This is a genomic window from Reticulibacter mediterranei (assembly GCF_016587455.1).
Window position 1 is genome coordinate 1,474,965 of sequence record NZ_BNJK01000002.1, and the last position, 23,646, is coordinate 1,498,610.

Sequence of the window (23,646 nt, forward strand, 5' to 3'; positions counted from 1 at the left end):
CTCATTGATATATCTCTTCAGTCGCGGTCGCGCGGTCGTCTCCGTTGGCTCTTTGATCTGCGTCTCTTGTTTCTGGACCGAGAGATACTGCTCGACGAGGGCTTCGCGGTGGAGAGGCCCTCTTTGACTTGCTTACGACGTTCTGCCCTGGACTTTTGGATCTCCCTCAAGCTGACAGTCTGCCGGCCAGCTTCTGACAGATGGCGCGGCAGAGGAACTATCTTATGTCGGGATCAGTTCTTATGGGCCGCGTTCAATGGCAGGCGGAAAGCCACCTCGCACCCACCGGCGGGATGATTATGGATAGCGATGGTGCCACCGTGCTTCTCGACCAGCAATTTGCAGGTATAGAGGCCAAGACCAGCCGTTTTGCGTGCTTTCTTGCCTGGGTATGCCTGACCACGATAGAACTTCTCGAAGACATGCGGCAGATCAGCAGACGCGATCCCGCAACCGGTGTCGCGCAACAGAAAGAAGAGCTGGTCAGGCTGTTGCGTACAGTCGAGAATAATCTGGCCGTGAGCAGGAGTATAACGTAGAGCATTCTCGAAGAGATTATCTAACACTTGCTCTAGACGATGTAGATCCAGTAGAACCAGCTCTGTGCCGTGTGCCAGAGTATGACCATACGAAAAGGCAATGTCATGTGTAGCGGCCTGGAGCCGGTAAATAGCCGCTTTGCGCTCAAGCGCTTCTGCCAGTTGTACAGGCTGAGGTTGGATCACAAAGTGTGCCTCCTCCAACGAAGAAACGAGCAGTATATCATTGAGCAGGCGCATCATACGCTGGCTACTGGCTTCCAGCACTGGTAGATAGCGTTCCAGGCGTTGCTGGCGCTTCTCACCTGCCTCTGTATTTGCGAGACCCTCGATATGGCCCTGAATAACTGTCACAGGCGTACGCAGATCATGCGAGAGCGTTGCGATCATCGTGCGCATCTCTTCCTGTTTCCTCCACTCGCGCTCAAGCGATCCCTGCAATTCGCTGCGCAGTTCATTGAAAGCAGCGCACAATTCACCCAGCTCATTGCTCCCTTGATACGTAATCGTGAAGCCTAAATCTTGCTGACGAATCTTCTCAACGGCCTGCATAAGCTCATTTACAGGCTGACTAATTTTACGGCCCATCAGCCAGGCGAAAAAAAGAATAGCCACGACCAGCACGATGAAAGGGAGCAGTATAGCTATGAGAAAAACGATGTTCTGCAAGAGCAGATTATGGTAATACACTGTTGCCCATTGCTTGTCTAGATCAATAAAAGCAATGATGATAGCTTCTAACATGCCAGTGATCAGAAAGGTGACTATCACAATGCCAATGCAATACCAGATAAAGAGACGCTGGAAACTGGAACGGCGCTGGCGCGAACTGGCCTTTGTTAGAGTGACACATTGGCTACCCATTTATATCCTACTCCCCAGACGGTGCTGATATACTCCGTTTGCACATCACACTGTGCAAGCTTGCGCCGAATGCGCTTGATGTGCTCGGTGACGGTTTCGGTATTGCCCAGTGAATCCATCCCCCAGATGCGATCATAGATGACCTCGCGTGAAAAAATCTGGCGCGGATGTAGAATCAGGAGTTGGATAATTTCAAATTCTTTGCGTGTTAATGCAAGGAGCGAGTCCGCATAGCGTACTTCATAGGTGCCCAGATCGACGGTCAATTCACCACAACGCAACTGCGTGGCCGGGCGTTGCTGTCGGTTGCGCGCCTGGACACGACGTTGACGGCGCAAATGGGCCTCGACGCGTGCGATGAGTTCCTTGATACTGAATGGCTTCATCACATAGTCGTCTGCGCCCATGCTAAACCCCCACACCTTATCGGCATCGCTCTGCTTCGCACTGAGAAAGAGAATGGGGATGTCCAGATCTTCACGCAGCTCCTTGCAAACCGCGAAGCCATCACAACCAGGCAGCATGATATCGAGAATGACCAGATCAGGATGGCGCTCGCGAGCCTCTTTCACCGCCGTCACGCCATCGAACGCGGTCCACACAGTATACCCTTTGTCTTCCAGGGCATCTTGAACAAACTGAACTATTTCATCCTCATCATCAACCACTAAAATAGCCTCTTGTGGATCGTTACGAGTAGATGACACGTTTTGCCTCTCTGATTTCCCTGCCTTTTGCTCTACTATACAAGGAAGCATCCACCTGTTGCAACGGTATGATACACCGCAAAAATAAACTTTTCCAAAACTTTTCTCACTTTCCCCCAAAAACACCCCTTGTTTATGTTTCGTTGAGAATTGCGGTGTAGCATACAGGCGGTTCAGGGAGAGAAAACTCACCTGAACGGTATGAATGCAAAACAAAGGATTGAGGAATACTATGAACAGCGACAATCTGCAAAGTACGCTGAGCAAACTGATTCAATCAGGCTCACGGTCCAATCCTGCCATGAATACATTGATCAACGATTACATCAAGTATCATGTTGTGCTCGTTGTTGTTGGCGGGTTTTTGGTGCTCATTTTTATACTGCTGAGCCTATTCTTTTGGACGCAATTTAAGAGAGCACCAGAGGCCGTTAAGCACAAATGGACGTTCGAAAAGAAGGCATACTTCTCTCTCGGGGCATTAAGCACCATCGTTGGTCTGTTGATAGCCTTGATTGTTGCTGCGAATGCAACCAATGTCTTGAATCCCCAGCACGGGTTTTCATTGCTCATCGACTCGCTCGGGACACCAAAGGCCGGCACGCAGATGGATACACGCTACCAGGCGTTCAATACATGGGTACAGTCGGGTAGTACCAGCATTCCGTCCCTTATCCAGAGAAAGGTTCATGAACGCATTGCATTTCATACGACAAGAGCAATTGTTTGTGGTGTGTTGCTCCTTGTATTCGTAGCGCTCAGCACAGGTGTTTGGAGGACATTAATCAAGCAGTCCCGGGTACGCGAGGCAAAGTGGGGACTGAAAGAAAGAGCACTCCTTGTCTCTGGAGCCGTCACAATCGCCCTTTCCTTATTGCTGATGGTGATAGTTGTAGCAAACATACAAGGAGCATTTGCGCCTGTAGTATTAACGCTGATGAATGGTTGAATGCGTTGAAAATCTAAGCACGCCTGTGGTGACTGAAGAGAGCACACATCCTGCATAGCCGTAGCCACGCAGGATGTGTGCTCTCTTCAGTCAAGGTTGCACAGTTCCTGTGATGAAAACGGGTCAAGACCAGAATAGATTTTCGAGTTCTTGCAAAACTGTGAGAATTTCAATAAAACTAGAGACAATTCCAGTGAAGAGAACGAGGAAAAAGAGAAAATTGATAGGCGAAAAGAGAACGCTATTTCCGTTTTTCTAGTAGGTTCCTTTTCATGAAATGGGTGCAGGATATTTTCGACTTGCATACGTTCTTGCGGTCACAGGAAAGCGCCCCAATGGAGTAGAAGCGAAGAGACATGAGCATCGAAAGGTAAGCCAAAGATGACGTATTGCAGAGGGCAGCAACTTGGCAATTATACCCTTATTCAACTTCTTGGCAGAGGTGGGTTTGCCGATGTCTACCTGGCAGAGCACGTCTATCTCAAAACGCAGGTGGCTGTCAAAGTCTTGCAGACGCGCCTTTCGACCGACGAAGATATGAGCAGCTTTCTGCGGGAAGCTCAACTGATCGCGCGTTTGTCTCACCCTCATATCATACGAGTACTTGATTTCGGCCTGGATGGTGAAATTCCCTTCCTGGTGATGGATTATGCTCCGGGTGGTACGTTGCGTCAGCATCATCTGAGAGGGAGACCGTTGCCCCTGGCCCTTATTATTTCTTATGTCAACCAGCTGGCCGATGCTCTACAGTACGCGCATGAGGAAAAGGTGATCCATCGTGATCTCAAACCGGAGAATATGCTGTTTGGAAAGCGTCATGAGGTGTTGCTCTCGGATTTCGGCATTGCTCTTATCGCACAGAGTTCCCGATACCAGGGGACGCAGGAGGTTGCGGGAACAGTAGCATATATGGCACCTGAGCAGATTCAGGGTAAACCGCGCACGGCGTCCGACCTTTATGCTCTGGGGGTTATCGTTTATGAATGGATCAGCGGTGATCGTCCTTTTCACGGTTCTTTCACAGAAATTTGCACGCAGCACCTTTTTGCACCACCGCCACCTTTGCGTGAAAAAGTACCGGATCTCTTACCATCGGTTGAGCATGTGATTGCCCTGGCGCTTGCGAAAGAGCCAAAGCAGCGTTTTGCAAGTGTGCAGGCGTTTGCCCATGCGTTGGAACAGGCGGCACAATCAGTTGGGCCAATAGTGTTGGCCCCACGATCTGATTCATCACCGTCTTCTGAGAGAGCGTGGCCAGGTTCCCAAACGCATCGTGAGGAGATACCAATGTCAGTCCCCGCAAGGGGAGAACCAGAGGCTCCTGCTACTCCTGCGCTCACACCGATAGAACCAGAAGCTTCACTGGCTCCAACATTACCAGAAGGTCCACCAGCATCACTTCCTTCTCCAGCAAAGGTGTCTGGAGGGCAAGTGCTTCGGCGGTCCGGAGTTCCTCCTCATGTGGCTCCTGCGGAAAGCATACGGAGTTTTGGGCAGAAGCAGCAGATATGGGCCTTGTTGCTGGGCATTGCGCTTTTTGGCTGTGTCTGCTATTTCCTTGACCTCTTCTTCCTTGCAGCTTCTAACGATGGATATAGCTCTCCACAGTATCAGGCTTTCTGGCCGGTTGTCGGAGTTGCCGGCTTTAGCCTTTTGAACATAGCGCTTGGTGCGGGTCTGATCATTCCAGCCTTCTTTGCTGCCAGATTTGGCTCGTGGGTTGGATTAGCAACTGCCGTTGTTGGAGACTTGCTTGGCAACATCTTCTCTGATACGCTTTCTGCTCCTTTCAATCCCTGGTATGTATATATTACCTATGCTATCTTCGGCTTTATAGTTGGTCTCGCTTTTGTCAGAACACGTGGTCATTACACGACCAGAGGCGCTCTTCTTTCTCTGGCTGCCCTTACTGTCATCGGTTTGGTTATCAGCTTTGGGTGGCAGATTTTTGAAGATAATTCCTTCAACCCGCCAGCCCCTATTGCAAGTTTTTATCTTCCTATGGCACTTCTTTTTTGTCTCCTTGGGCTTCCTCTGCTCTTTAGTCTCCTGATCTTCTACGAAAAAGTCGTTCCTCACAAAAATTAGGTAGGATCGCCAGAGTAGATGCGTATATGTGCGAAAGATGGGCAGCGGCTTGTCAGTCGTCGAGAACCGCAAGGTGCAACTGGCGCAGGCGTGCAGGGCCGGAAATTGCAGTGATCGTGGTGATCTTGCCGTGTCTGATTGAGAGATCGAGGATGCTGAGCAGTCGCCCGTATGGGGCCACGACAACTCCCACTGAGCCATTCACCAGAAGTGATTGTGTTGCCTGAGCACGTCCCACAAACTGTTTCGCCACCGCCGCTGCCCCGTGAAGCTCTCCTGAGAGGCCCGCAGTAACGGATGCCTGATCGCGCCGGAGCACCACATCTGGATCGAGCACGGCAAGCAGCGCATCGAAGTTCCCTTCGCGCGCGGCAGTGAGAAAGGCTTCGACCACTTTTCGATTAGCGGCCAGATCTGCATCTTGCATGGATTCTGTTGCTCGCACCCGGCGGCGTGCGCGGCTGGCGAGCTGCCTGGCCGCAGTCGGAGAACGCTCCACGAGAGGCGCGATCTCGTCGAAGGGCACGGCGAAGATGTCGTGCAGGACAAAGGCGAGGCGCTCGGCGGGAGCAAGCGTGTCCAGCACCACCAGCAGCGCCAGACCTACCGAATCGGCCATTTCCATCTCTTGCACCGGGTCGATCTCGCTTTCACTGCTCGTCACTACTCCAGGTAGCGACACTTCCAGGGACTCCTCGCGCCGCGCTTGACGAGCACGAAGCATATCAAGGCACACTCGCGCTACTACTGTCATCAACCATGCGCCCACGTTCGCGATGCGGCTGGTATCGGAGCCGCTGAGACGCAGCCAGGACTCCTGCACGGCATCGTCCACCTCGTCGAGCCGACCCAGCAGCCGATAGGCCACTGCCCGCAGGTGGGGGCGCTCGGCCTCGAAGCGTTGTGCTAACCAGGTATATTCGTTCATCGGTCACATTCCTTCGTTTTGTTTCGTCGAAGTAATGACGAAGGAAACCCGGCCAATGTGACAGAGGTAGCACATACTGACGATCTGCCGGCTGGACGACCATGTCAAAATGCGCTGATGGTTGGTGTTCTCCACTGACCAGAGGCTATGCACAACGAACCGTGTAAAAGTGAAAGGAAATGTTCCCATGAAAGTAGCAATTTCTCATACCAAAGTGAAACTCGACAAGCGCGCAGAAATCGATGCGGCGGGCAAGCGTGTGCTGGAGGCGCTTGAACGAGAACGCCCGCAGGGCGTTCTGTATGCCGTCTGCCCGCTCCCCGATGGGGAAAACTTTGTCACTCTCCTCATCACTGACGACGGGGTTGACAATCCTTTTTTGGCCATGCCAGAATATCGAGCGTTCATAGAGAACTTCAAGAGCTGGGTAGCTGAGCCGCCGACCGCTGAACAGTTGACATCTGCCAGCTTCTATCGATCCTTCTAAAGGCCGAGAGCCGAGGGGCTGGCGAGTATGACCGTGAGAGCGGCCTCACTCGCCAGATCCTCATGATGATGTTGAGTCTTTTGGGCCAGGCATGCACGAGAGGAACAGAAGAATTGGCACGAGTGACCTGCGCAGCCTCAACCATGAGGAATCTTTTTCAGGTTTAACGGAAAGCTGTAGCATGCGCGACCGCCCACTGCTCGAATGTATGTGGTCGCCTCCCGGTCAAATTCGCGACAGTAGGGAGAACGTGTGATTCGTCTAATTTGCCCTCGGCAAAAAAGCTGAAGAATGCCTCGACGTATTCCATTGGCATGGTAGCACTCATTTCCACTCTGGCCTGATCATCTGGGATACCCTCAAACTGTAGCGCCTGGCCCAACACTCTCCCCAGGATCGCTACCTGTTCCGCTGGCAGGAGCGACTCTGGTCCGCTCAATCGGTAGCTTTTCCCCTCATGTTCGGCTGATGCGAAGACGGTTGCCGCCACCTGCGCAATATCGAATGGGTCTATAGTTGCTACACGAACGCCAGGAAACGCAGTGCGTACGAGATTACCCGCCCGTATCTGAGGCACCCAGCGCAACGCGTTAGACATGAAACTATTGGGTTGCAAGATCGTCCAGGGAATCCCCGACTCTCGAACGGCGATTTCAGAACGGACCATATATCTCGTGATGGCATTACTCATGTCGCCGGTTGGTGCCGAACTCCCCGACAGCAACACGACCTGTTCCACTCCCGCGTGGCTCATCTGAGCCAGCAACCCGTCCATATCCTGATAGCCGCTGAGCAGAAAAACTCCCTGCACACCAATGAGAGCAGAGGAGAGCGTCTCGGGTTGATTGAGATCACCTGTAACTTTTTCTACACTCGTCGGCAATGAACCCGCTTTTGGAGCGCGAACCAGAGCGCGCACCCTATGACCGGCATTGTCTAACGCTCGGACCAACTCTTCTCCCACGTTGCCTGTAGCACCTGTCACCAGGATCATAGTTGTTTTTCCTCTCTTCTATTTCCTTATTATACATACTCGTTGGTATCGATGTGTCGCGGGAAATTGCAAGGGTATGTATGCCGCGAAAGTACCTGTATCTACAGGTCTATCCTTGAATACCCCCTAAGAGTATAGCAGGAGTACAGAGAGATGCTATCGTTTTCTTGCGCATAGTGTTGAAAATCTGCTTAGATCCTTCCTGTTATCCACTCAGATCCTCATGATGAAAAACGAGGCGGCTGAGCGCTCGTGCAATGTGTCCTTTTGATGGCCCTCCCTAACGTTTATCGATCACGCGTATGGCCTTGCCTTCATGGCGTGGCAACATCTCTTTGCTATGGACGCGTACAGCAAAGCGCAGGCCAGTTGCTTCCTGCAATGCCTGACTGGTTCTGTTCTGAAGCACCTGTATCTGTTCGTGTACAGTCCATTGTTCATCTTGCGATGTCAGGTCCCCTATTTGTTGTTGAATGGGCGCGGTTACCTCGACCTCGACGGTGGCATCGTCGAGCACTTGCTGACGCTCAATGATGATCTGGTAATAGGGAGCCAGTGTGGGGATCGCCAGCAGGATGCGCTCGATCTCGCTTGGATAGATGTTGATGCCGCGAATGATCAGCATATCGTCGATGCGCCCCTTGACCTGACTCATGCGTATAAGGGTACGCCCACAGGAACAGGGAGCGGTTTCCAGTGTGCAGAGGTCGCCGGTTCGATAGCGCAGCAGCGGCATCCCCTCTTTGGTCAGGGTGGTCAGGACCAATTCGCCTTCCGTGCCTGCTGGCAGCGGCTCGCCCTGTGGAGAGACGATTTCGGGCAGGAAATGGTCCTCAAAGATGTGCAGAGAGCGGGTGGAGTCGTTCCCGGTCTGCAAGGCTTCAGCTCGCCCCTCTGGACATTCAACCGCCACACCCGGCCCGATAATTTCGCTCAGGCCATACAGGTCGAAGGCGTGCAGCCCCAGGCGTTGCTCAATCTGCTGTCGCAGGCTATTGGTCCAGGGTTCGGCACCGCAGATGGCGTATTGCAAACTTAGATCGGTAGGCGCAAGGTGCATACGCTCCGCCATCTCGCCGATGACCAGGGCATACGAAGGCGTGCAGGCAAGCGCGGTGGCTTGCAGATCGCGCAGGAACGTCATCTGGCGTTGAGTGTTGCCAACCGAGGTAGGAATGACGGTCACGTCCATGTACTCGGCCCCATAGTGCAGTCCCAGGCCGCCCGTGAAGAGGCCGTAGCCATAGGCATTGAGCAAGGTGTCGCCGGGTCGCACGCCCATGCAATACAGCGCACGAGCGCAGACTTCGGCCCAGACCTGGATATCCTGGCGCGTATAGCCGACAATTTTGGATTTCCCTTTGGTGCCTGAAGAGGCGTGGATGCGCAGAATCTGCTCGCGAGGGACCGCGAAGAAGCCCCTCGGATACTGCTCGATCAGATCTTCACGTGTGGTAAAGGGAATCTGACAGAGATCTTCCAGGTGTTGCACCTGCGCAGCTGTGATCTGACGTTCATCCAGCGCCCGGCGATAGAAGGGGACATGTTCATACACTCGTTGAACGGTCGTTTGCAATCGCTCCAGTTGGAGGCCGCGCAGTGCTTCGCGCGGCATGTAGTCTCGGCTGGTGATATCGGCTATCGGCATCAGTTCACCCCTTTGTGTCAGTTCTGCCTTTTCACGACGATCATCAATTCCTCTGCGTATTTTACCACGCTGAAAGAGACTTAGTGTGAGATGTACATGAAATTGGAGAACATCTGAATGCCTCTCCCTGAACTGCGGACTCAGCTCACCGCTTTCTTCACCAGCTCGCTGATCCTCGTCTCAGTAGCTTCAGTCCACTCCGTCAGCGCGAAGGTGGTCGGCCACATGGTGCCTTCGTCGAGGTTTGCTGTGTCGTTAAAACCGAGCGTTGCGTACCTCGTGTTGAACTTCTGCGCGGTTTGAAAGAAGCAGACGACCTTACCGTCCCTGGCATACGCGGGCATTCCATACCAGGTTCTCGGCAAGAGGACGGGAGCGCTGGCTTTGATGATCTCATGGAGCCGCATGGCCATAGTGCGATCTGGTTCCGACATCTCGGCGATCCTCGTGAGCACGTCGCTTTCCCCTTCCGCCTTGTTCTTGTTGGCGCGCGCTTCCGCCTTCAGCTCTTTCGCGCGCTCCTTCATCGCTGCCCGTTCCTCGTCTGCGAAGCCCCTGGACTTCTTGTTGGTCGTGGGGGTGCTTCTGGTGGACTCCTGCGTGGCATTCTTTTCAGGTTGGCTCATAAAAATCTCCTCATAGTATTGACTTATGATCAATTCTTCTCGCGTACAGAAAAAACGGAAGAGCGAGGGCAAAGGTAACATGTGCCTGATCACGTGATGAATCCCTATGGTTTACGGTAAGCTGAAGCTCTTTTCAGTTATTTTACAGATGCGTTTTTCGCAAACGTTCGGGATGAGTTATGAGCAGTGAGCGAAGGCTGACCCAAATCAGGTTATTTTACGGATGTGTTTGCTATCAGGTTGGACTATACTGGATGATGGTGGTCTGGAAATCATCTGCCTTGAAAAAAAGATAATGCTGTCCGTTTATGATACAGTATGTGTTTGGCAATGTTTGTCATCCATCTTCATCGGGAGAAAGTAGTGATGAAGCCAACCCTTCACCTCCGTTTGCTCGGCGATTTCAACCTGATCTACGACGGTCAGCAGGTGACGAGCCTGAACGCTGTGCGTCTGCAATCCCTGCTTGCCTATCTCGTGTTACACCGCGATGTCCCTCAACAGCGCCAGCATCTTGCCTTCCTCTTTTGGCCTGACGCTACCGAAGCTCAGGCTCGCAATAACTTGCGCCAACTTCTCCACCAGTTACGCCAGGTATTTCCACCTGTAGAGCAATTCCTCTCTGCCGACATGCATACTGTGCGCTGGCACACTGAGACTCCATTTTCCATTGATGTTGCTGAGTTCGAACAGGCACTCACCGAGGCTGCTGCGGTCAGACAACATGATGACCGGCATGCACTCCAATCCGCTTTGGAACGAGCAAGTGCTCTCTACCAGGGAGAACTCCTGCCTGGTAGTTACGATGAATGGCTCTTGCCTGAGCGGTCCCGGCTGCGTCAGCTCCATCAGCAAAGCCTTGAAGAATTGTATCGCCTCTTTGAAGGGCGAGGCGATACCGTCACTGCTATTGGGTATGCTCAGCGTTTGCTCGCGCTTGACCCCCTCTCTGAAGATTTCTCGCGCCGTCTGATGCGTTTATTTATGCTTAATAATGATCGTGCCAGTGCGTTGCGTGTGTATCATACCTGTGTTACTACCTTACAGCGCGAATTGGGGGTCGCCCCCGATCCAGCAACGCAAGAAGCTTACAAGCAACTCATGCAGTACGAAACGCCTATCAATGCGACCAGATCCCAGCAAACATTGCTGGCAGCTCCCCCGTCTCTCATTGGACGAGAGCGGGAGTGGAAGGCTCTGCAAGAGGTCTGGCATGCTGTGAGCGCTGGTAAGCCGCATTTCGTTCTCATTACGGGAGAAGCAGGCATTGGGAAATCCAGATTGGCCGAGGAATTCCTTTTGTGGGCGAGCCAGCAAGGAGTCATCACCGCGAAAACACGCTCCTATGCTGCCGAGGGCCAGCTCTCGCTCGCCCCTGTGACCGAATGGCTCAGGAGTGATGGCCTGCGCTCATCCTTCAGACAACTCGATGCTATCTGGCTCACTGAGATCGCCCGTGTTCTGCCAGAGTTGCTGGCCGAGCGACCAGATTTACCGCGCTACGAAGCTGTGACTGAGTATGGTCAGCGCCAGCGCTTCTTTGAGGCGCTAACCCGCGCTGTCCTTGCCACATCTCAACCAATCCTCCTCTTGATCGATGATATGCAATGGTGCGATCAGGAGACGCTGGCATGGCTCCATTTTCTGTTGCGCTTCGACCCCACTGCCCGCCTGCTGGTTCTTGGGGGAGCACGCGCAGAAGAACTTTCCCCTCATCACCCACTACGCACCCTGCTCTTGCACCTGCGCCCCTCTGCATCTGTGACTGAAATTGCGCTCCAGCCGTTGGATGCCGCAGAAACCGCGAAACTGGCTACGCAGGTGACAAAGCATGAGTTGGATATGCGCTCAGTCATGCGCTTGTTTCAAGAAACCGAGGGATATCCCCTGTTCGTGGTCGAAATGGTGCTTGCCGGCCAGGGACGAGTATCTACTACGAGTCGGCCAGAGACTGATCGCCCCCCTGGACTCTCTTCACGAGATGAGTCTCAGGCGCTTCCACCAAGAGTTCATGCCGTTCTCGCTGGTCGTCTTCTTCAACTTTCACCCTCGGCTGGTGAGTTTGTGAAACTTGCCGCGACCATTGGCCGAGAATTCACCCTCGATCTCTTGATTGCTGCTAGCAACGCCGAGGCTGATACTGTCGTTCAGGCACTGGACGAACTCTGGCATAAGCGGATCGTGCGGGAACATGGTGCCAATAGCTATGACTTCACCCATGATAAGTTGCGCGAGGTGGCTTATGGAGAGATCGGCGCGCCGCAGTGCCGTATGCTGCACCGGCGCGTCGCGCAAGCATTGGAAGCCATGTATGGTGAGGAGGAACTTGACTCGGTCTGTGGTCAGATTGCGTCGCATTATGAACATGCAGGCATGATCGAGCAAGCGCTCCCCTTTTATCAGCGGGCAGCCGCAGTAGCGCAGCGTGTGTATGCGAACGAGGATGCTATCAGCCTGCTCTCGCGTGCTTTGGAGTTGCTAGAACTTCTGCCCTCTGGTTCAAAGCGCGACAAACAGGAACTCAGCTTGCAACTCGCATTGACACCTCTCTATCGAGTCACCAAAGGCTGGACCGCGCCAGAACTGGAGCGTGTGCTTAATCGCGCGCTTGCCCTGTGCGATACGGTTGGGGATGACGCACAGCGGGCTGAGACCCTATATGGATTGCAATCTATGTATATTGTCCAGGCCCGACTTGATGGCGTACACATAGTCTCCGATGAGCTACAGACCCTGTATCATCGCTCTCACGGCACTGTGCCACCTTTTGCTCGCGTGATGTTGGTAGGAGCGCGTCTACATCTGGGGAAGATGACTGAAGCAAACGCCCAATTTGCCGAGATTATTGCGGCACATGATCCCGATCAACTTCAGCACCTTCAAGGATCGCAGGGAGTGAACTATGCAGCGCTTGCGCTGGCATGGCAAGCACACGACCTCTGGTGCCTGGGCTATCCGCAGCAAGCACTCGGGCGAGGACTGGAGGCAGTGAAACTGGCACAGGATCTGGATCAACCCTTCAATCAGGCGTTGGTGTCAACATATCTGGCTATGCTTCAGCAACTGCGCTCCGGGGAGGAGGTCGCAAGGAAGAGTGCCGAGGAAGCGCTGGCGCTCTCCAGCATGCTTCAAGCACCCTACTACCACGCCTGGGCAGCCATTCTAGTCAACTACGCACTCGCCCTGCAACAGCCTGATGAGGAGTGCATCAGGCGTCTTCGTGACTCAATCGACCAGTTCAAAGCATCAAGCGCCCGGGTGCGTCTGCCGTATTATCTCTCTCTACTGGCACATGTGTATGAGAAAGCAGGACGTGTTGAGGAGGGATTGGCATCCATCTATGAGGCGCTTTCTGAAGCAGATACACATAATGAGCACTGGTGGGATGCGGAGTTACACAGGTTGCGAGGGGAATTACTGCTTATGCGTGGTGCGGATGCCTCTGATGGCGAAGCGGCAATACTGCGAGCAATCGAGATTGCGCGATCCCAGCAGGCCAGGTCGTTGGAACTCCGCGCGACAATGAGCCTTGCCCGGCTCTCCATCGCACAGGAACGATCCACATGCATCAGGCAACAGTTGGACGACCTGTATTGCTGGTTTACCGAAGGTTTTGATACACCAGACTTGCAAGCCGCGCGGCTCCTCCTCGCGCGTCTGTAGCGACAAGGGGTGGTGGGGAGAGGCTGCGGGGCCTTGCGCTTGTCGCTGTTGGGGTTACTGGGAAACAGGCAAACGATGTGGCGAGGGCGACAAGCGCAAGGCCCCCACGTCCTCTCCCCACCACCCTTTGTCGCTACGGGTGGACCCAACATCCTCCTTTATGTCCAGAGCCATCCTCCCTTCCATTGTCGGATGTACCAAGAATCGCTCGACTACGACATCCCGAACATAACGCTTTGCTAACGCTCACGTGAGTGGAGACCTTCGCATTTATCGTTCTCGCCTTACACCACCAAACGTTTTGATAACGCCATTTCAGTTATGCTCCTTGCAGACGACGTGCAGAGACTTCTGAGAGCGACAAGTGTTCTGTCTATTTTGCAACACCCGTCACACCTTCATGAGCTTTTGTCTGCGGTCGATCTCTTATCCATTGAATAACCAGCAATGCATACAATGAACGAGGAGCAATGTATGACTCAACAGCAAAACATAGGAGTTACTCTGGATAAAACGGCGGTTCAGGAGTTTGCGTCACGCATGCGCGGTACGTTACTTCATCCCGGCGCTGCTGGCTACGAGCAGGCCCGGCAAGTCTACAATGGCATGATCGACAAGCGGCCCGCGCTGATTGCCCGTTGCATGGACGTAGCCGATGTGATCGCGGCGGTCAACTTTGCCCGCGAGCAGAACCTGACGTTGGCCGTGCGTGGTGGCGGACACAATGGCCCTGGTCTGGGAACCTGTGATGACGGTCTGGTGATCGATCTGTCAGGGATGAAGGGGATACGCGTTGATCCCTCCGCGCGCACCGTTCGCGTTGAAGGCGGCTGCACCTGGGGTGAGGTGGATCATGCTACTCATCCCTTCGGGTTAGTGACGCCCAGTGGCTTCATTTCAACAACCGGCGTTGGTGGACTGACGTTGGGTGGAGGCATCGGCTACCTCGCGCGTACTTTGGGCCTGACCGTGGACAACCTGCTCAGCGTTGATATGGTCCTCGCCGATGGCAGCTTTGTTACCGCCAGTGCTCAGGAGCACGCCGATCTGTTCTGGGCAGTACGTGGTGGGGGTGGCAACTTCGGAGTCGTTACCTCATTCCTGTTCCAACTGCATCCCATCAGTACCGTCTATGGCGGACCAATCTTCTGGCCGATGGAACAGGCAGCTGACTTGCTCGCGTTCTGGCGCGACTTCATCTTAAATGCTCCCGAGGAGATCAACGGCTGGTTCGGGTTTGTGACTGTACCACCCGCACCACTCTTCCCAGAACAATTTCACTTGCAGAAAATGTGTGTCATCGTCTGGTGTTCCACTGCGCCGGTAGAGCAAGCCGAAGAACTGCTCAAGCCAATTCGCGCGTTTGGCACCCCTGCCATGGATTTCGCCGGACCTATCCCCTGGCCGATGCTACAGAGCCTGTTCGATGCGATCTACCCGGCAGGTCTACAGTGGTACTGGAAGGCTGATTTCTTCACCGATCTGAATGATAAGGCGATTGATTTGCATGTGAAGTACGGCGCGCAGCTGCCGACGATGCACTCGACCATGCACCTCTATCCAATCAACGGCGCAGTCCATCGGCCCGCTTCTTCTGACACCGCGTTCAGCTTTCGTGAAGCCAACTTCTCCGAAGTGATCGTCGGAGTCGATCCCAACCCGGCCAACAACGAGCGCATGATCCAATGGGCCAGGGACTACTGGATGGCCTTGCATCCCTATTCAGCGGGAGGCGGCTATATCAACATGATGATGGATGAAGGTGCTGACAATGTAAAGGCCGCCTATCGCGACAACTATGCTCGCCTGGCAGAGGTGAAAGCCGCTTATGATCCCGGCAATCTCTTCCACATGAATCAGAATATCACGCCGAGCGATGGAGAAAAAGGCAGTTAGGTAGTCTCTTCTTTCGATCTATAGGCGTGTACTTGCTGGCAGACGGTACGCAGGACGCGTTCGATCTCATTGCGAGAAGATCTGAGAGTGCTGGCACTGACGAGGGGAGCGCCGATGACGACAAGAGGCGCTCCTAATTCTGGGGTGCGCACAGCTTGCTCTACGCTCAGGCCACCAACCGCCTGCACGGGGATTTTCACTGCCTGCACGACTTGCTGTAATGTATCAAGCGGGCTGGGGGCTGGTTGTCCAGCGGCATCCAGGCCGTTGCGCTCATCAAAGCCGATGTGATGAACCACATAGTCGCAGCCCAGTTCCTCCAGGAGTCGTGCGGCTGCAACTTTATCTGGCGAGGCCAGCGTATCGCCCATGATCCGAACATTGTACTCACGGCCCGCGCTCACGGCAGCTTTGATGGTCTCCGGGTGCGCGCGGGCCATGACGACGATTGCGTTTGCGCCCGCCTGCGCCATCATCTCAACATCAGAGCGGCCCCCATCCATTGCTTTGAGATCAGCGACGATAGGATGCGCAGGAAACGCTTCACGTAACGCTCTCACTGCATGCCTGCCTTCCGAAATAATGAGCGGAGTTCCCGCCTCCAGCCAGTCAACCCCTGCCTCTACTGCAATATGAGCCAGATCAAGCGCTTCGGGAATGGATCTGAGATCAAGAGATACCTGCACCATCGTTTGCATGAGCAGAGCACAGCCTCCTTTTTTTTCTGGTGAAAGAACATCGTCCTTTGTAGCGTTCCCTTCATTATATACAGCGGTGGGTTGCTTCTGCCAGCAAGTGAGCATTCAGAATCCCCTTTTCCCTACTGCTCTGTCAAACTTCATCGCGTGGTTTTGGTGTGTATTCCCCGAATATGGCAGGGGCGACGGCTTGTCCTCGCCTGGCTCCCCTGCCATATTCGGTCTCACCCCAGAGGAGGTTCTGGATGCATCAAACGATGAAGTTTGACAGAGGACTACTGAGCCTGGAGACAGCGGAGCATACTTGCCATCAATTCAATAGCCTCCGCGTCTTCCAGCCCTTGCTCGCGCACGAGCGAGCGCCAGGTTTGAAAGCTGATGGCATGCCCAATCGCGGCACGAATTCGTGCGGAATAGAGTGCGTTTTTGGGTTCCCACGCTGCAACCAGCAGATCCCGGACCTGCTCCCAATAGGCGAAGTAGGGGGCAAGCACTTCACGCAGGATTGGCTTCTCTTCCATATCATGCAGAGCATGCTGCGACATTTGCTCGGTGCGCCGATGAAAAGCGTAAATCTCGCTGAGTCCTCTGAGCAGCCGCTGTTCGGCGTCCTGAATGCTTTGCCAGGGGCCAGGATCGGGAGGAGGGTTGAGCGCCTGGTAATGGCTGGTGCAGGCTATGACAAGTGAGCGCTCATCTGGGAAGTGGCGGTAGACCGTCAGCCGTTCGACTCCTGCCAACTCCGCAATAGCACTGATGGAGGCTTTAGAACCTCCGACCGTCTGATGGAGGCAGACAGCCGCCTCAATAATGCGCTGTCGCGTCTCCTCCTGCTGTTTCGCACGTTGTTGTAACGTGTATTTGCGCGCCATAGGTTCCCTTTCCTTTTGCTTGCCTGCCCATATTTCGCTATACAATGGTGTTCAATGATATTGACAAGACTGAAGATCTCAGTTATGCTTTGTTAAGAATCATGATACACGCTTGTTTGTCGAAATGAAAGGAGCATCCTATGTCTCTCGAACAGAACAAAGCGGTCCTGACTCGTTTTGTGGAATTCATTAATACTGGCAATTCGGCCATCGCCGACGAAGTAGTCGCCCCTGACTTCCTCGAACGCGATCCCTTCCCCGGTCAACAGCCAGGTCGCGAGGGTCTTAAAGCGGTCATTCTCACGATTCGCGCTGCCTTTCCTGATCTGGAGTGGGTTGTAGATGAAATGGTGGCCGAAGGGGAGATTGTTGCCAGCCGCTTTACCTGGCGTGGCACCCATCGCGTTTCCTTTTTGGGCGTGCCTGCGACGGGCAAGCAGGTCACAGTGACGGGCATGGTCTTTGATCGGGTGGTTGAGGGGCAACTGGTGGAGAGCCAGATCCTCATGGACACCTTGAGCCTCTTGACGCAACTGGGGGCCATGCCCGGACAGCCATCGGCTTAGCCAGACGTTGTACTTCTCGAGAGCGTGATAAGAGGTATACTTGATGAAACACAAAGCAGGAGCTATCCCCAATCTCAGCTTGCGACGTGAGCGCGAGCTGCGCGGATGGTCACAGCAAGAGTTGGCAGAGCGCATTGGTGCCTCCTCAGAGATACATCGCCGGGGGCTGCAAATAGAGCAAAAGTCATGAAGTGCGCGGTTTGTTCTCCTGATCTCAACCGTTCTGCTAAGGCCGAGGTGGCGTCAGGCGCACAATAGCATTGACATTTGTAAACCAGAGGGTGCCATCTGGCTCAGTTACAATCCCATCGCCAGGGTTGTACAATGAAAACGGCGCGGCAAATTCAGTCATCAGACCCTTCAAGGTCATACGCCCGATCTTAGATGGATCATTGTTAGAAGGGAGACGTTCAGTAAACCAGAAGGCTCCATCTGGCCCTACTGTAATCGAGACAGCACCATATTTAGGGCCAGCAAATTCAGTGATCTTGCCTTGCATACTGATGCGTCCGATCATGCCACGCTCGATTTTCTTACCAGAAGAACTCTCCACCCCCGCAGTAAACCAGATCATACCATCAGGCCCGGCTACCATCCCCCAAATGAGACTGGGAGTTCGCACATCAAAGAGCGTCACCTTTCCCTGCATAGTGATGCGTCCGATCATACTGGTCATACTGGAAGAACTAAACCTGTCCGCAGTAAACCAGATCGCACCGTCAGGCCCGGCGATAATATTCTCAAGCATGGCGATGGAATGTGGCACGTCAAAGCGGGTGATCTTGCCTTGTGGAGTAAGGCGTAGAATCTTACAGTCAGTATTAGAATCTCTTCCTGCTACCCAGAGAGCACCATCAGGCCCGGTCGTAATGTCATCAAGCTCAAGATTGGGATCGCCTGGCGAGAACTCGGTGGTCTTTCCTTGTGGGGTGATACGTCCAATCTTGCCTGCAAGACGTTCAGTAAACCAGAGAGCGCCATCAGGCCCGGAGGTAATTTCCGCAAGATTGTCGGCGGCAGGCACGCTAAAGAGCGTGATCTTGCCTTGCGTGGTGATACGCCCAATCTGGTTATCGCCATCAGTAGCGATTGTTGTCACCCAAAGAGCACCATCCGGCCCCGCAATGATCTTAGCAGGAGAGGAGGTAGCTTTATCAGGCCATTTAAATTCGGTAAAAGGTTTCGGAGTGAGGGAACTTATCAGGGGATTTATTACCAGGGAAATCACCAGATAACCCATCAGGAGCAAGCTCATGAGCCTAAAGAGCCAGGAGATCAAACGCGATAGTGATTCAACATTCAAAAATGTCCTGAAACGCATAGGGTGGCTCCTTTATAAGCAGGTATGCCTCCTATAGAACCATATTCGAGCTGTAAAACTATTGTTGCCTCTGATATTTGTATGCTTCCGCATTACCGCACCACCTCAAGCAGGGAAGTATCAAACACAGAGGCATGCTATGATAAGTTTATGTCCTGAGGTTAGCCAGCAGAGTGAAAACCCCAATCACCGGCATCGGTCGTTAGGACGTATGGGCCACTGTTGTCGATCTGCTGCCATGCCCCGAACTGATAGGCCCACACAGAACCATCCGCCAGTGCTTCAAAGACATCTCCGCTCTTGCTCACTTTGAAGTTGTTGACCTGGCTGCTAGAGGGATTATGCGGCAATGCAGTCCAGGATGTGCCGTTATAGCTCCAGATAGAACCATCTGTGTGCAATTGATAGAGAGCATTCGACCCCCCCACTAGATTATCTGTCTGGAAAGAGTTAGCGGAGCCAAGTTGCTGCCAGCCTGATCCGGTATAGGCCCAGATAGAGCCACCTTGACGCACCTCATACAGTTCCGGTGTGCTGCTTGCTGCATAGGTGAGTCTGATACCAGCAAGCACACCGCCGATAACTACAGCAATCGCGAGGACGAGAAAACTGGCAATGCGCAAATAAGGTATTGTGTGTGATCTACGATTTTCTGTCTCCATATGTTCTTCTCCTACAATGAGTTTACTTGGGTTGTTTTGCGTTCAAGTATAAGTTGCTCTGCCGGCCTATCAGAGCCAGGAAGAGGCGATAATTTGGTATCTCAGCTAGTTCGCTCTTAGCCCACGCCTTCTCTTGTCCAGCCGCTTTAATGGTAACTGACCCTTTGTTGACGGTGAGGAGCGGCCAGTCCTTCCAGGAAAGAGCTTTTTGCCCACGTATAAGTCCCTGTGCATCGATGCGAAAATTGCCAAATGAGAGCGTTTCTCCGGCTTCTAATGAGGCCAATGCAGCAGGCCAGAGCGCCTGAAAGACCTCCTGATCGATCTGCTCGCCCAGCTCTCGTATGTGCTCCAGATCATTATCCAGGCGCAGTTTGCGATCATCCTGAAGCCGAAGGGTGAAATGATAGGATCTTCCTTGATAAGTGACTGTGGAGGTAAACGTGCCGCTCTGCTTGAGATAATGATCTATGACGGTCTTCCAGAGGAACTTGACCTGCCGCCAGGGATAGCTGCTGGCGCGATTTCCTCGCAAAATAACCAGCCCTTGCTTGAACTGGTAGATCTTTGGTTTGCTGATAATGAGCGCAAGCGCGTGAAAAATGAGCCGGCAACAGCCGAGTATAATGCCCAGCAGGAGCAGGAGGAAGGCCGCCATAAGCCAATCTCCAGCACCGATATTGTGGTGAGCAATATCATCCTCAAGTAGCACACCGAGCATCAGGGCCGCAAAGCCAAGCACAAGCAAGCCACCTACACCATAGCCAATGCTAGAGCGAAGTTCACGAGCAGAATAGTCGTAGCGCTTGATGAATGCTCCAAGCTGATCTGCTGTGGCGATCTGCTGTACGGGCGTTGGAAGCGTACTTTGCTGTGGCGTACTGGCTGTCATAGAACGATCTCCTTTTTGACAAAGTACTACCGCCGATTAAAGGCCGCGATGGCGTACTTGAGCAGGGATACAAACAGGAATAGCCCTGCCATACAGAACAAAAACAAGGTACATGGATTGAAGAAACTGGCTATTTTCGGCACCATCAAACCTATCAAACCGAATACGACAGCCAGGATGATCCAGGCGATGCTACCGGTGAGAAGTTTTTGTGGCGTGCCCGTAATCAACATCTGGATTGTGCGAATGATGGCATTCATGCAGATATACTTCCTACTTTTAGATATGTTCTATGATTATTGTTGCCTCATGAATTCGTCACCAGTATAGGGGAAGAGAGGACAGGTGCCTATATCAATCGTATATCATCTATGAGGCATCTGAAAGGCACAGGAAAAATGAGCAGGGCTTTCCAGTTCTCCGCTCAAAGGGGTGCAGGGGTCTCCCTGCCGGGGCCTGGGGCGTCCCCAGTTTCCTTCCCTCCTTCGCGCGCCGCCTGCGGCGGCGCGCAAAAGAGAAGAAAAAAGGTTTTTGCGGGGACACCCCGCACCCCGGCAAAGGGCTGCCGCCCTCTGCACTCCCGCTAGATGGGAGAATTGGAAAGCCCTGAAAAATGAGGCAGACCGGTGGACATTGCTATACATTGTGGTATACTTGCCTCCTGTTGGGGAGTTGGGGAGAAACCAGGTGAGGTGAAAGAAATCTATGCCGAAGCCTGCTCTTCATACACTGAGATGGTCTGTCCATAACAAGATCTATACCCTTCTTACCCCTGACCAACAACCGCTGGAACTGGTGACTGGTCACGAAGAACAGTGGTTTGTCTGGTTAGCTACCCATTCCTCTTTTTCCTTTCAAGGGCAATCTGGTCATCTCAATGTGCTGAAAGAGAAGCGCAAGAGAGGGGCTGGGTACTGGTATGCCTATCATAGTGAAGAGGGCAAGAGGAACAAGCGCTATCTGGGACCGAGAGATCGGCTGACGTTGGCATTCCTGGAACAGGTGGCGAAAGAGTTCAGTTGCTCGCTTGCTTCTTCCGCTTTTACGCAGCCGCATTCAGCCCAACAGAACCAACCCCGCGTGGCACTGCTTGCCTCCAAACTTTCTCCTCCCCACCTGCCGCTGATCCTTGTTCAGCGTTCCCGTCTGCTCGATGAACTGGAGGCCATAGTCAATCATCCGCTGACGCTAGTTTCCGCTAACCTCAGCAAAAAAAATGCTTCATACCACGATGACCGTCCAGGTGGAGTGTTTCTTCACCCGTATGGAAGGGCTTTTGAGCGAAAAACAGCGCTGGGCGCTTTCTGAGAGCGAAGAGGCATTCATCAGACGTCGTCTCTTTATGTTGCGTGCCTGGATCGAGCTAAGAGCAATTGGCAAACGTGGTGACATTGAGCGATTGCAGCAACTCTCTCAAGAGCTGGACGTGCTGCCAGAAGATGAGGAGGCGATATGGGAAATCATCCCGCTCTCTTTTGCCTACTGGCTGGCTTTACCACATCCCAGGGCATCTACTCTTCTCATCACAAGGTTGCGACAGGCTACTCAGAGGATGATGGAGGGAAGAGATTATCAGATGGCAATCCGCCTCAAGAGCATGCTGGCAGTCCTCCTGGTTCTTCACGCACGGCTCCATCAAGCACAGCAGCAATGCCTGGAGGGAGTCACCCTGCTCCAACGGATAGAGGGGCATGCCCCCTGGGAAGGACATCTCTATTATTCCTTGTTCAGCGTCTCTTATGCCTGCAATCGATTGGAAGAGGCATCTAACTGGTTGCTACGGATGCTTCAGGCCGCCCAGGATTGGCAACAGGTGGAACTGCTGGTCAGAGGACAGATCTATTCCGTGCGGCTTGCGCTGGCAAAAGGGGATCTTCCTCAAGCCAGGCAAGCCAGGCAAAAGCTCGAAACTTTGATAGAACAGGATGGATTTGCTCTTCATACTCCCTGGATCAGCGCGGTTCGCGTGCAGGTGTGGCTGGCGGAGGGAAACCTGATGGAGGCATCGGCGTGGGCAACCAGGACTACCTTCTCAGAAGGAACCTGGAACCTTTTGCGTCGATGTGAACTGCTCATGCTGGCGCGGGTCTTGCTGGTCCAGCAGCAAAACTTTCTGGCTGCTCAGACCCTGGAACGTTTCCGCCCATATTTTGAGCGACCGGCGGCGCTCCAAACGGAGGTCGAGTGGACGGCTCTCGCGGTGCTGGCCCTGCATCGATGTGGAAAACACGAGCAGGCGCTCCAGGAGGCAACTCGCTTGCTCACGATCACTGAGCCAGAGGGGTACGTTCGCCTGGACCTCGACACGGGAGAACCACTGATGAAAGAGGTACTCACGATCTGGTTGGAAGCGCACCCGAAGGCGGTCTCCCAGTCTAGCACGGTTGTCCTTTCTCGATCCTCAGTGCTGCGAATGCTCACGATCCTGGAGCGAGATACCACACCTGCACAGGAAAGCGAATCACTCTCTAAATTCTCGCAGAATGCCATTCAGAATATATCACTTGAACCCCTCTCTCGGCAGGAACGACAGGTATTGCGGCTTCTGGCGACAGGGCAGACCTACGCGGAAATGGCCCAGACGTTGGTTGTCTCCATCAATACGATTAAAACCCAGGTGAGCAATATCTATCGCAAACTGGGCGTGAGCCGACGCGCCGATGCTATTGCTGTAGCGGCACGCATGCATCTCGTCTAATTTGAACTGCTTGAGCTGGCAATCAGAACTGGTGGCGTGTTTGGCCGAAGCAGGGACCCTCGGCAAACGCGAAAATCCTGGTGGGCGTGACTGAGAACACCGGAACCGTTACCTCTTCGCCACGAAAGGCACCGTTGCGAACTTCGTATTGCCATCGCCCGTCCCACTTGGTGGTCCACACCTCAGCTAAGCGTTTGAGCATATTCTCGTCAGTGACCTGAACGGCGTCGCCCTCAACCACAACGTCAAGCCCTGCGTTCCACTGAATGCTGCCCACTGCCAGAATCACATGTGGATTTCTCTGAAGATTGATGGCCTTCTGTTCGGTGTCACCAGTGCAAAAATGGAGGGCGCCATCGAGCCACACGGCGACAAGCGGAGTGACGTGGGGGCGACCATTGGCTCGGACCGTGACAATCCAGAACAACTCGGCTGTTTCAAGCACGCGACGTGTTTCCTCCCACGATGTGGCCGTGGCATCTGGATCACTGAATTGCGTATCAATAGTTGTGACTGGTTCGTTCATGCAAAAAACCTCCCTTCGGTTG

Annotated in this window: 22 protein-coding genes; 9 read left to right on the forward strand and 13 right to left on the reverse strand. The window is 53.5% G+C overall.

Features of this window, described 5'->3' with window-relative positions:
• Window positions 1–233: 233 nt before the first annotated feature.
• The gene (locus K3T83_RS44950; protein ID WP_220209665.1) at window positions 234–1,403 is read right to left on the reverse strand and encodes a HAMP domain-containing sensor histidine kinase; all 1,170 of its coding nucleotides are present in this window, start codon (window positions 1,401–1,403) and stop codon (window positions 234–236) included.
• Window positions 1,379–2,110, reverse strand: a complete 732-nt coding sequence (locus tag K3T83_RS44955) for a response regulator transcription factor (RefSeq protein ID WP_220209666.1) — start codon at window positions 2,108–2,110, stop codon at window positions 1,379–1,381. The genes K3T83_RS44950 and K3T83_RS44955 overlap by 25 nt, the downstream gene beginning before the upstream one ends.
• A 232-nt stretch (window positions 2,111–2,342) precedes the next feature.
• On the opposite strand from K3T83_RS44955, the gene K3T83_RS44960 reads away from it, so the two are divergent.
• Together K3T83_RS44960 and K3T83_RS44965 are read left to right on the forward strand one after the other, a co-directional pair.
• Complete coding sequence (locus tag K3T83_RS44960) at window positions 2,343–3,059, forward strand: hypothetical protein (RefSeq protein ID WP_220209667.1); 717 nt, start codon at window positions 2,343–2,345, stop codon at window positions 3,057–3,059.
• Between the two features lie 381 nt (window positions 3,060–3,440).
• Window positions 3,441–5,147, forward strand: a complete 1,707-nt coding sequence (locus K3T83_RS44965; RefSeq protein ID WP_220209668.1) for a serine/threonine protein kinase — start codon at window positions 3,441–3,443, stop codon at window positions 5,145–5,147.
• A gap of 52 nt (window positions 5,148–5,199) precedes the next feature.
• Here the strand turns inward: K3T83_RS44965 and K3T83_RS44970 are convergent, their stop codons facing one another.
• Window positions 5,200–6,075: a sigma-70 family RNA polymerase sigma factor gene (locus K3T83_RS44970; protein ID WP_220209669.1), complete on the reverse strand. Its 876-nt coding sequence runs from the start codon at window positions 6,073–6,075 to the stop codon at window positions 5,200–5,202.
• Between the two features lie 187 nt (window positions 6,076–6,262).
• On the opposite strand from K3T83_RS44970, the gene K3T83_RS44975 reads away from it, so the two are divergent.
• Window positions 6,263–6,562, forward strand: a complete 300-nt coding sequence (locus K3T83_RS44975; protein ID WP_220209670.1) for a hypothetical protein — start codon at window positions 6,263–6,265, stop codon at window positions 6,560–6,562.
• A gap of 163 nt (window positions 6,563–6,725) precedes the next feature.
• Here the strand turns inward: K3T83_RS44975 and K3T83_RS44980 are convergent, their stop codons facing one another.
• The 3 genes from K3T83_RS44980 to K3T83_RS44990 all read right to left on the reverse strand — a co-directional run bounded on the left by K3T83_RS44980 (window position 6,726) and on the right by K3T83_RS44990 (window position 9,830).
• Entirely contained in the window at window positions 6,726–7,556 is an 831-nt protein-coding gene (locus K3T83_RS44980) for an NmrA family NAD(P)-binding protein (protein WP_220209671.1), read from the reverse strand.
• Between the two features lie 280 nt (window positions 7,557–7,836).
• Window positions 7,837–9,204 (reverse strand): phenylacetate--CoA ligase family protein, encoded by a 1,368-nt coding sequence (locus tag K3T83_RS44985; protein ID WP_220209672.1) that lies wholly within the window; start codon window positions 9,202–9,204, stop codon window positions 7,837–7,839.
• Window positions 9,205–9,344: 140 nt separating this feature from the next.
• On the reverse strand, window positions 9,345–9,830 hold the full coding sequence (locus K3T83_RS44990) for an iron chaperone (protein WP_220209673.1): 486 nt from the start codon (window positions 9,828–9,830) through the stop codon (window positions 9,345–9,347).
• Between the two features lie 366 nt (window positions 9,831–10,196).
• On the opposite strand from K3T83_RS44990, the gene K3T83_RS44995 reads away from it, so the two are divergent.
• On the forward strand, window positions 10,197–13,493 hold the full coding sequence (locus K3T83_RS44995; protein ID WP_220209674.1) for an ATP-binding protein: 3,297 nt from the start codon (window positions 10,197–10,199) through the stop codon (window positions 13,491–13,493).
• 540 nt (window positions 13,494–14,033) lie between these two features.
• On the forward strand, window positions 14,034–15,389 hold the full coding sequence (locus K3T83_RS45000) for an FAD-binding oxidoreductase (protein WP_373324748.1): 1,356 nt from the start codon (window positions 14,034–14,036) through the stop codon (window positions 15,387–15,389).
• Here K3T83_RS45000 and K3T83_RS45005 read toward each other — a convergent pair.
• Both K3T83_RS45005 and K3T83_RS45010 read right to left on the reverse strand, forming a co-directional pair.
• Entirely contained in the window at window positions 15,386–16,087 is a 702-nt protein-coding gene (locus K3T83_RS45005; protein ID WP_220209676.1) for an orotidine 5'-phosphate decarboxylase / HUMPS family protein, read from the reverse strand. The two genes, K3T83_RS45000 and K3T83_RS45005, sit on opposite strands and share 4 nt — an antisense overlap.
• A 275-nt stretch (window positions 16,088–16,362) precedes the next feature.
• Window positions 16,363–16,959, reverse strand: coding sequence for a TetR/AcrR family transcriptional regulator (locus K3T83_RS45010; RefSeq protein WP_220209677.1), 597 nt, complete (start codon window positions 16,957–16,959; stop codon window positions 16,363–16,365).
• A gap of 140 nt (window positions 16,960–17,099) precedes the next feature.
• Between K3T83_RS45010 and K3T83_RS45015 the strand changes: the two genes are divergently transcribed.
• The gene (locus K3T83_RS45015) at window positions 17,100–17,525 is read left to right on the forward strand and encodes an ester cyclase (RefSeq protein WP_220209678.1); all 426 of its coding nucleotides are present in this window, start codon (window positions 17,100–17,102) and stop codon (window positions 17,523–17,525) included.
• Window positions 17,526–17,568: 43 nt separating this feature from the next.
• On the forward strand, window positions 17,569–17,715 hold the full coding sequence (locus K3T83_RS45020; protein WP_220209679.1) for a helix-turn-helix domain-containing protein: 147 nt from the start codon (window positions 17,569–17,571) through the stop codon (window positions 17,713–17,715).
• Between the two features lie 36 nt (window positions 17,716–17,751).
• Here the strand turns inward: K3T83_RS45020 and K3T83_RS45025 are convergent, their stop codons facing one another.
• The 4 genes from K3T83_RS45025 to K3T83_RS45040 all read right to left on the reverse strand — a co-directional run bounded on the left by K3T83_RS45025 (window position 17,752) and on the right by K3T83_RS45040 (window position 20,660).
• The gene (locus K3T83_RS45025) at window positions 17,752–18,846 is read right to left on the reverse strand and encodes a Vgb family protein (RefSeq protein ID WP_220209680.1); all 1,095 of its coding nucleotides are present in this window, start codon (window positions 18,844–18,846) and stop codon (window positions 17,752–17,754) included.
• 161 nt (window positions 18,847–19,007) lie between these two features.
• Window positions 19,008–19,508: a hypothetical protein gene (locus K3T83_RS45030; RefSeq protein WP_220209681.1), complete on the reverse strand. Its 501-nt coding sequence runs from the start codon at window positions 19,506–19,508 to the stop codon at window positions 19,008–19,010.
• A 22-nt stretch (window positions 19,509–19,530) separates the two neighbouring features.
• Window positions 19,531–20,400, reverse strand: coding sequence for a DUF6585 family protein (locus tag K3T83_RS45035; RefSeq protein ID WP_220209682.1), 870 nt, complete (start codon window positions 20,398–20,400; stop codon window positions 19,531–19,533).
• Window positions 20,401–20,426: 26 nt separating this feature from the next.
• A complete protein-coding gene (locus tag K3T83_RS45040; protein ID WP_220209683.1) occupies window positions 20,427–20,660 on the reverse strand; it encodes a hypothetical protein in 234 nt (77 codons plus the stop codon).
• Window positions 20,661–21,105: 445 nt separating this feature from the next.
• Between K3T83_RS45040 and K3T83_RS45045 the strand changes: the two genes are divergently transcribed.
• Both K3T83_RS45045 and K3T83_RS45050 read left to right on the forward strand, forming a co-directional pair.
• Complete coding sequence (locus tag K3T83_RS45045) at window positions 21,106–21,708, forward strand: hypothetical protein (RefSeq protein WP_220209684.1); 603 nt, start codon at window positions 21,106–21,108, stop codon at window positions 21,706–21,708.
• A complete protein-coding gene (locus tag K3T83_RS45050; RefSeq protein ID WP_236065212.1) occupies window positions 21,677–23,098 on the forward strand; it encodes a LuxR C-terminal-related transcriptional regulator in 1,422 nt (473 codons plus the stop codon). Before K3T83_RS45045 ends, K3T83_RS45050 begins: the two co-directional genes overlap by 32 nt.
• Before the next feature lie 22 nt (window positions 23,099–23,120).
• On the opposite strand, the gene K3T83_RS45055 is transcribed toward K3T83_RS45050, so the two are convergent.
• Window positions 23,121–23,624 carry a pyridoxamine 5'-phosphate oxidase family protein gene (locus K3T83_RS45055; RefSeq protein ID WP_220209685.1) on the reverse strand — a complete coding sequence of 168 codons (504 nt, stop codon included), beginning with the start codon at window positions 23,622–23,624 and terminating at the stop codon, window positions 23,121–23,123.
• Between the last annotated feature and the right edge of the window lie 22 nt (window positions 23,625–23,646).

Bases quoted from the DNA above. Each gene is read 5' to 3' on its own strand.
- K3T83_RS44960 (WP_220209667.1), top strand. From the start codon at position 2,343: ATGAACAGCGACAATCTGCAAAGTACGCTGAGCAAACTGATTCAATCA.
- K3T83_RS44950 (WP_220209665.1), bottom strand. From the start codon at position 1,403: ATGGGTAGCCAATGTGTCACTCTAACAAAGGCCAGTTCGCGCCAGCGC.
- K3T83_RS45005 (WP_220209676.1), bottom strand. From the start codon at position 16,087: ATGCAAACGATGGTGCAGGTATCTCTTGATCTCAGATCCATTCCCGAA.
- K3T83_RS44975 (WP_220209670.1), top strand. From the start codon at position 6,263: ATGAAAGTAGCAATTTCTCATACCAAAGTGAAACTCGACAAGCGCGCA.
- K3T83_RS45055 (WP_220209685.1), bottom strand. From the start codon at position 23,624: ATGAACGAACCAGTCACAACTATTGATACGCAATTCAGTGATCCAGAT.
- K3T83_RS45045 (WP_220209684.1), top strand. From the start codon at position 21,106: ATGCCGAAGCCTGCTCTTCATACACTGAGATGGTCTGTCCATAACAAG.
- K3T83_RS45025 (WP_220209680.1), bottom strand. From the start codon at position 18,846: ATGCGTTTCAGGACATTTTTGAATGTTGAATCACTATCGCGTTTGATC.
- K3T83_RS45030 (WP_220209681.1), bottom strand. From the start codon at position 19,508: ATGGAGACAGAAAATCGTAGATCACACACAATACCTTATTTGCGCATT.
- K3T83_RS44985 (WP_220209672.1), bottom strand. From the start codon at position 9,204: ATGCCGATAGCCGATATCACCAGCCGAGACTACATGCCGCGCGAAGCA.
- K3T83_RS44980 (WP_220209671.1), bottom strand. From the start codon at position 7,556: ATGATCCTGGTGACAGGTGCTACAGGCAACGTGGGAGAAGAGTTGGTC.
- K3T83_RS44965 (WP_220209668.1), top strand. From the start codon at position 3,441: ATGACGTATTGCAGAGGGCAGCAACTTGGCAATTATACCCTTATTCAA.
- K3T83_RS45010 (WP_220209677.1), bottom strand. From the start codon at position 16,959: ATGGCGCGCAAATACACGTTACAACAACGTGCGAAACAGCAGGAGGAG.
- K3T83_RS45035 (WP_220209682.1), bottom strand. From the start codon at position 20,400: ATGACAGCCAGTACGCCACAGCAAAGTACGCTTCCAACGCCCGTACAG.
- K3T83_RS45040 (WP_220209683.1), bottom strand. From the start codon at position 20,660: ATGAATGCCATCATTCGCACAATCCAGATGTTGATTACGGGCACGCCA.
- K3T83_RS44970 (WP_220209669.1), bottom strand. From the start codon at position 6,075: ATGAACGAATATACCTGGTTAGCACAACGCTTCGAGGCCGAGCGCCCC.
- K3T83_RS45020 (WP_220209679.1), top strand. From the start codon at position 17,569: ATGAAACACAAAGCAGGAGCTATCCCCAATCTCAGCTTGCGACGTGAG.
- K3T83_RS44995 (WP_220209674.1), top strand. From the start codon at position 10,197: ATGAAGCCAACCCTTCACCTCCGTTTGCTCGGCGATTTCAACCTGATC.
- K3T83_RS45000 (WP_373324748.1), top strand. From the start codon at position 14,034: ATGCGCGGTACGTTACTTCATCCCGGCGCTGCTGGCTACGAGCAGGCC.
- K3T83_RS45015 (WP_220209678.1), top strand. From the start codon at position 17,100: ATGTCTCTCGAACAGAACAAAGCGGTCCTGACTCGTTTTGTGGAATTC.
- K3T83_RS44990 (WP_220209673.1), bottom strand. From the start codon at position 9,830: ATGAGCCAACCTGAAAAGAATGCCACGCAGGAGTCCACCAGAAGCACC.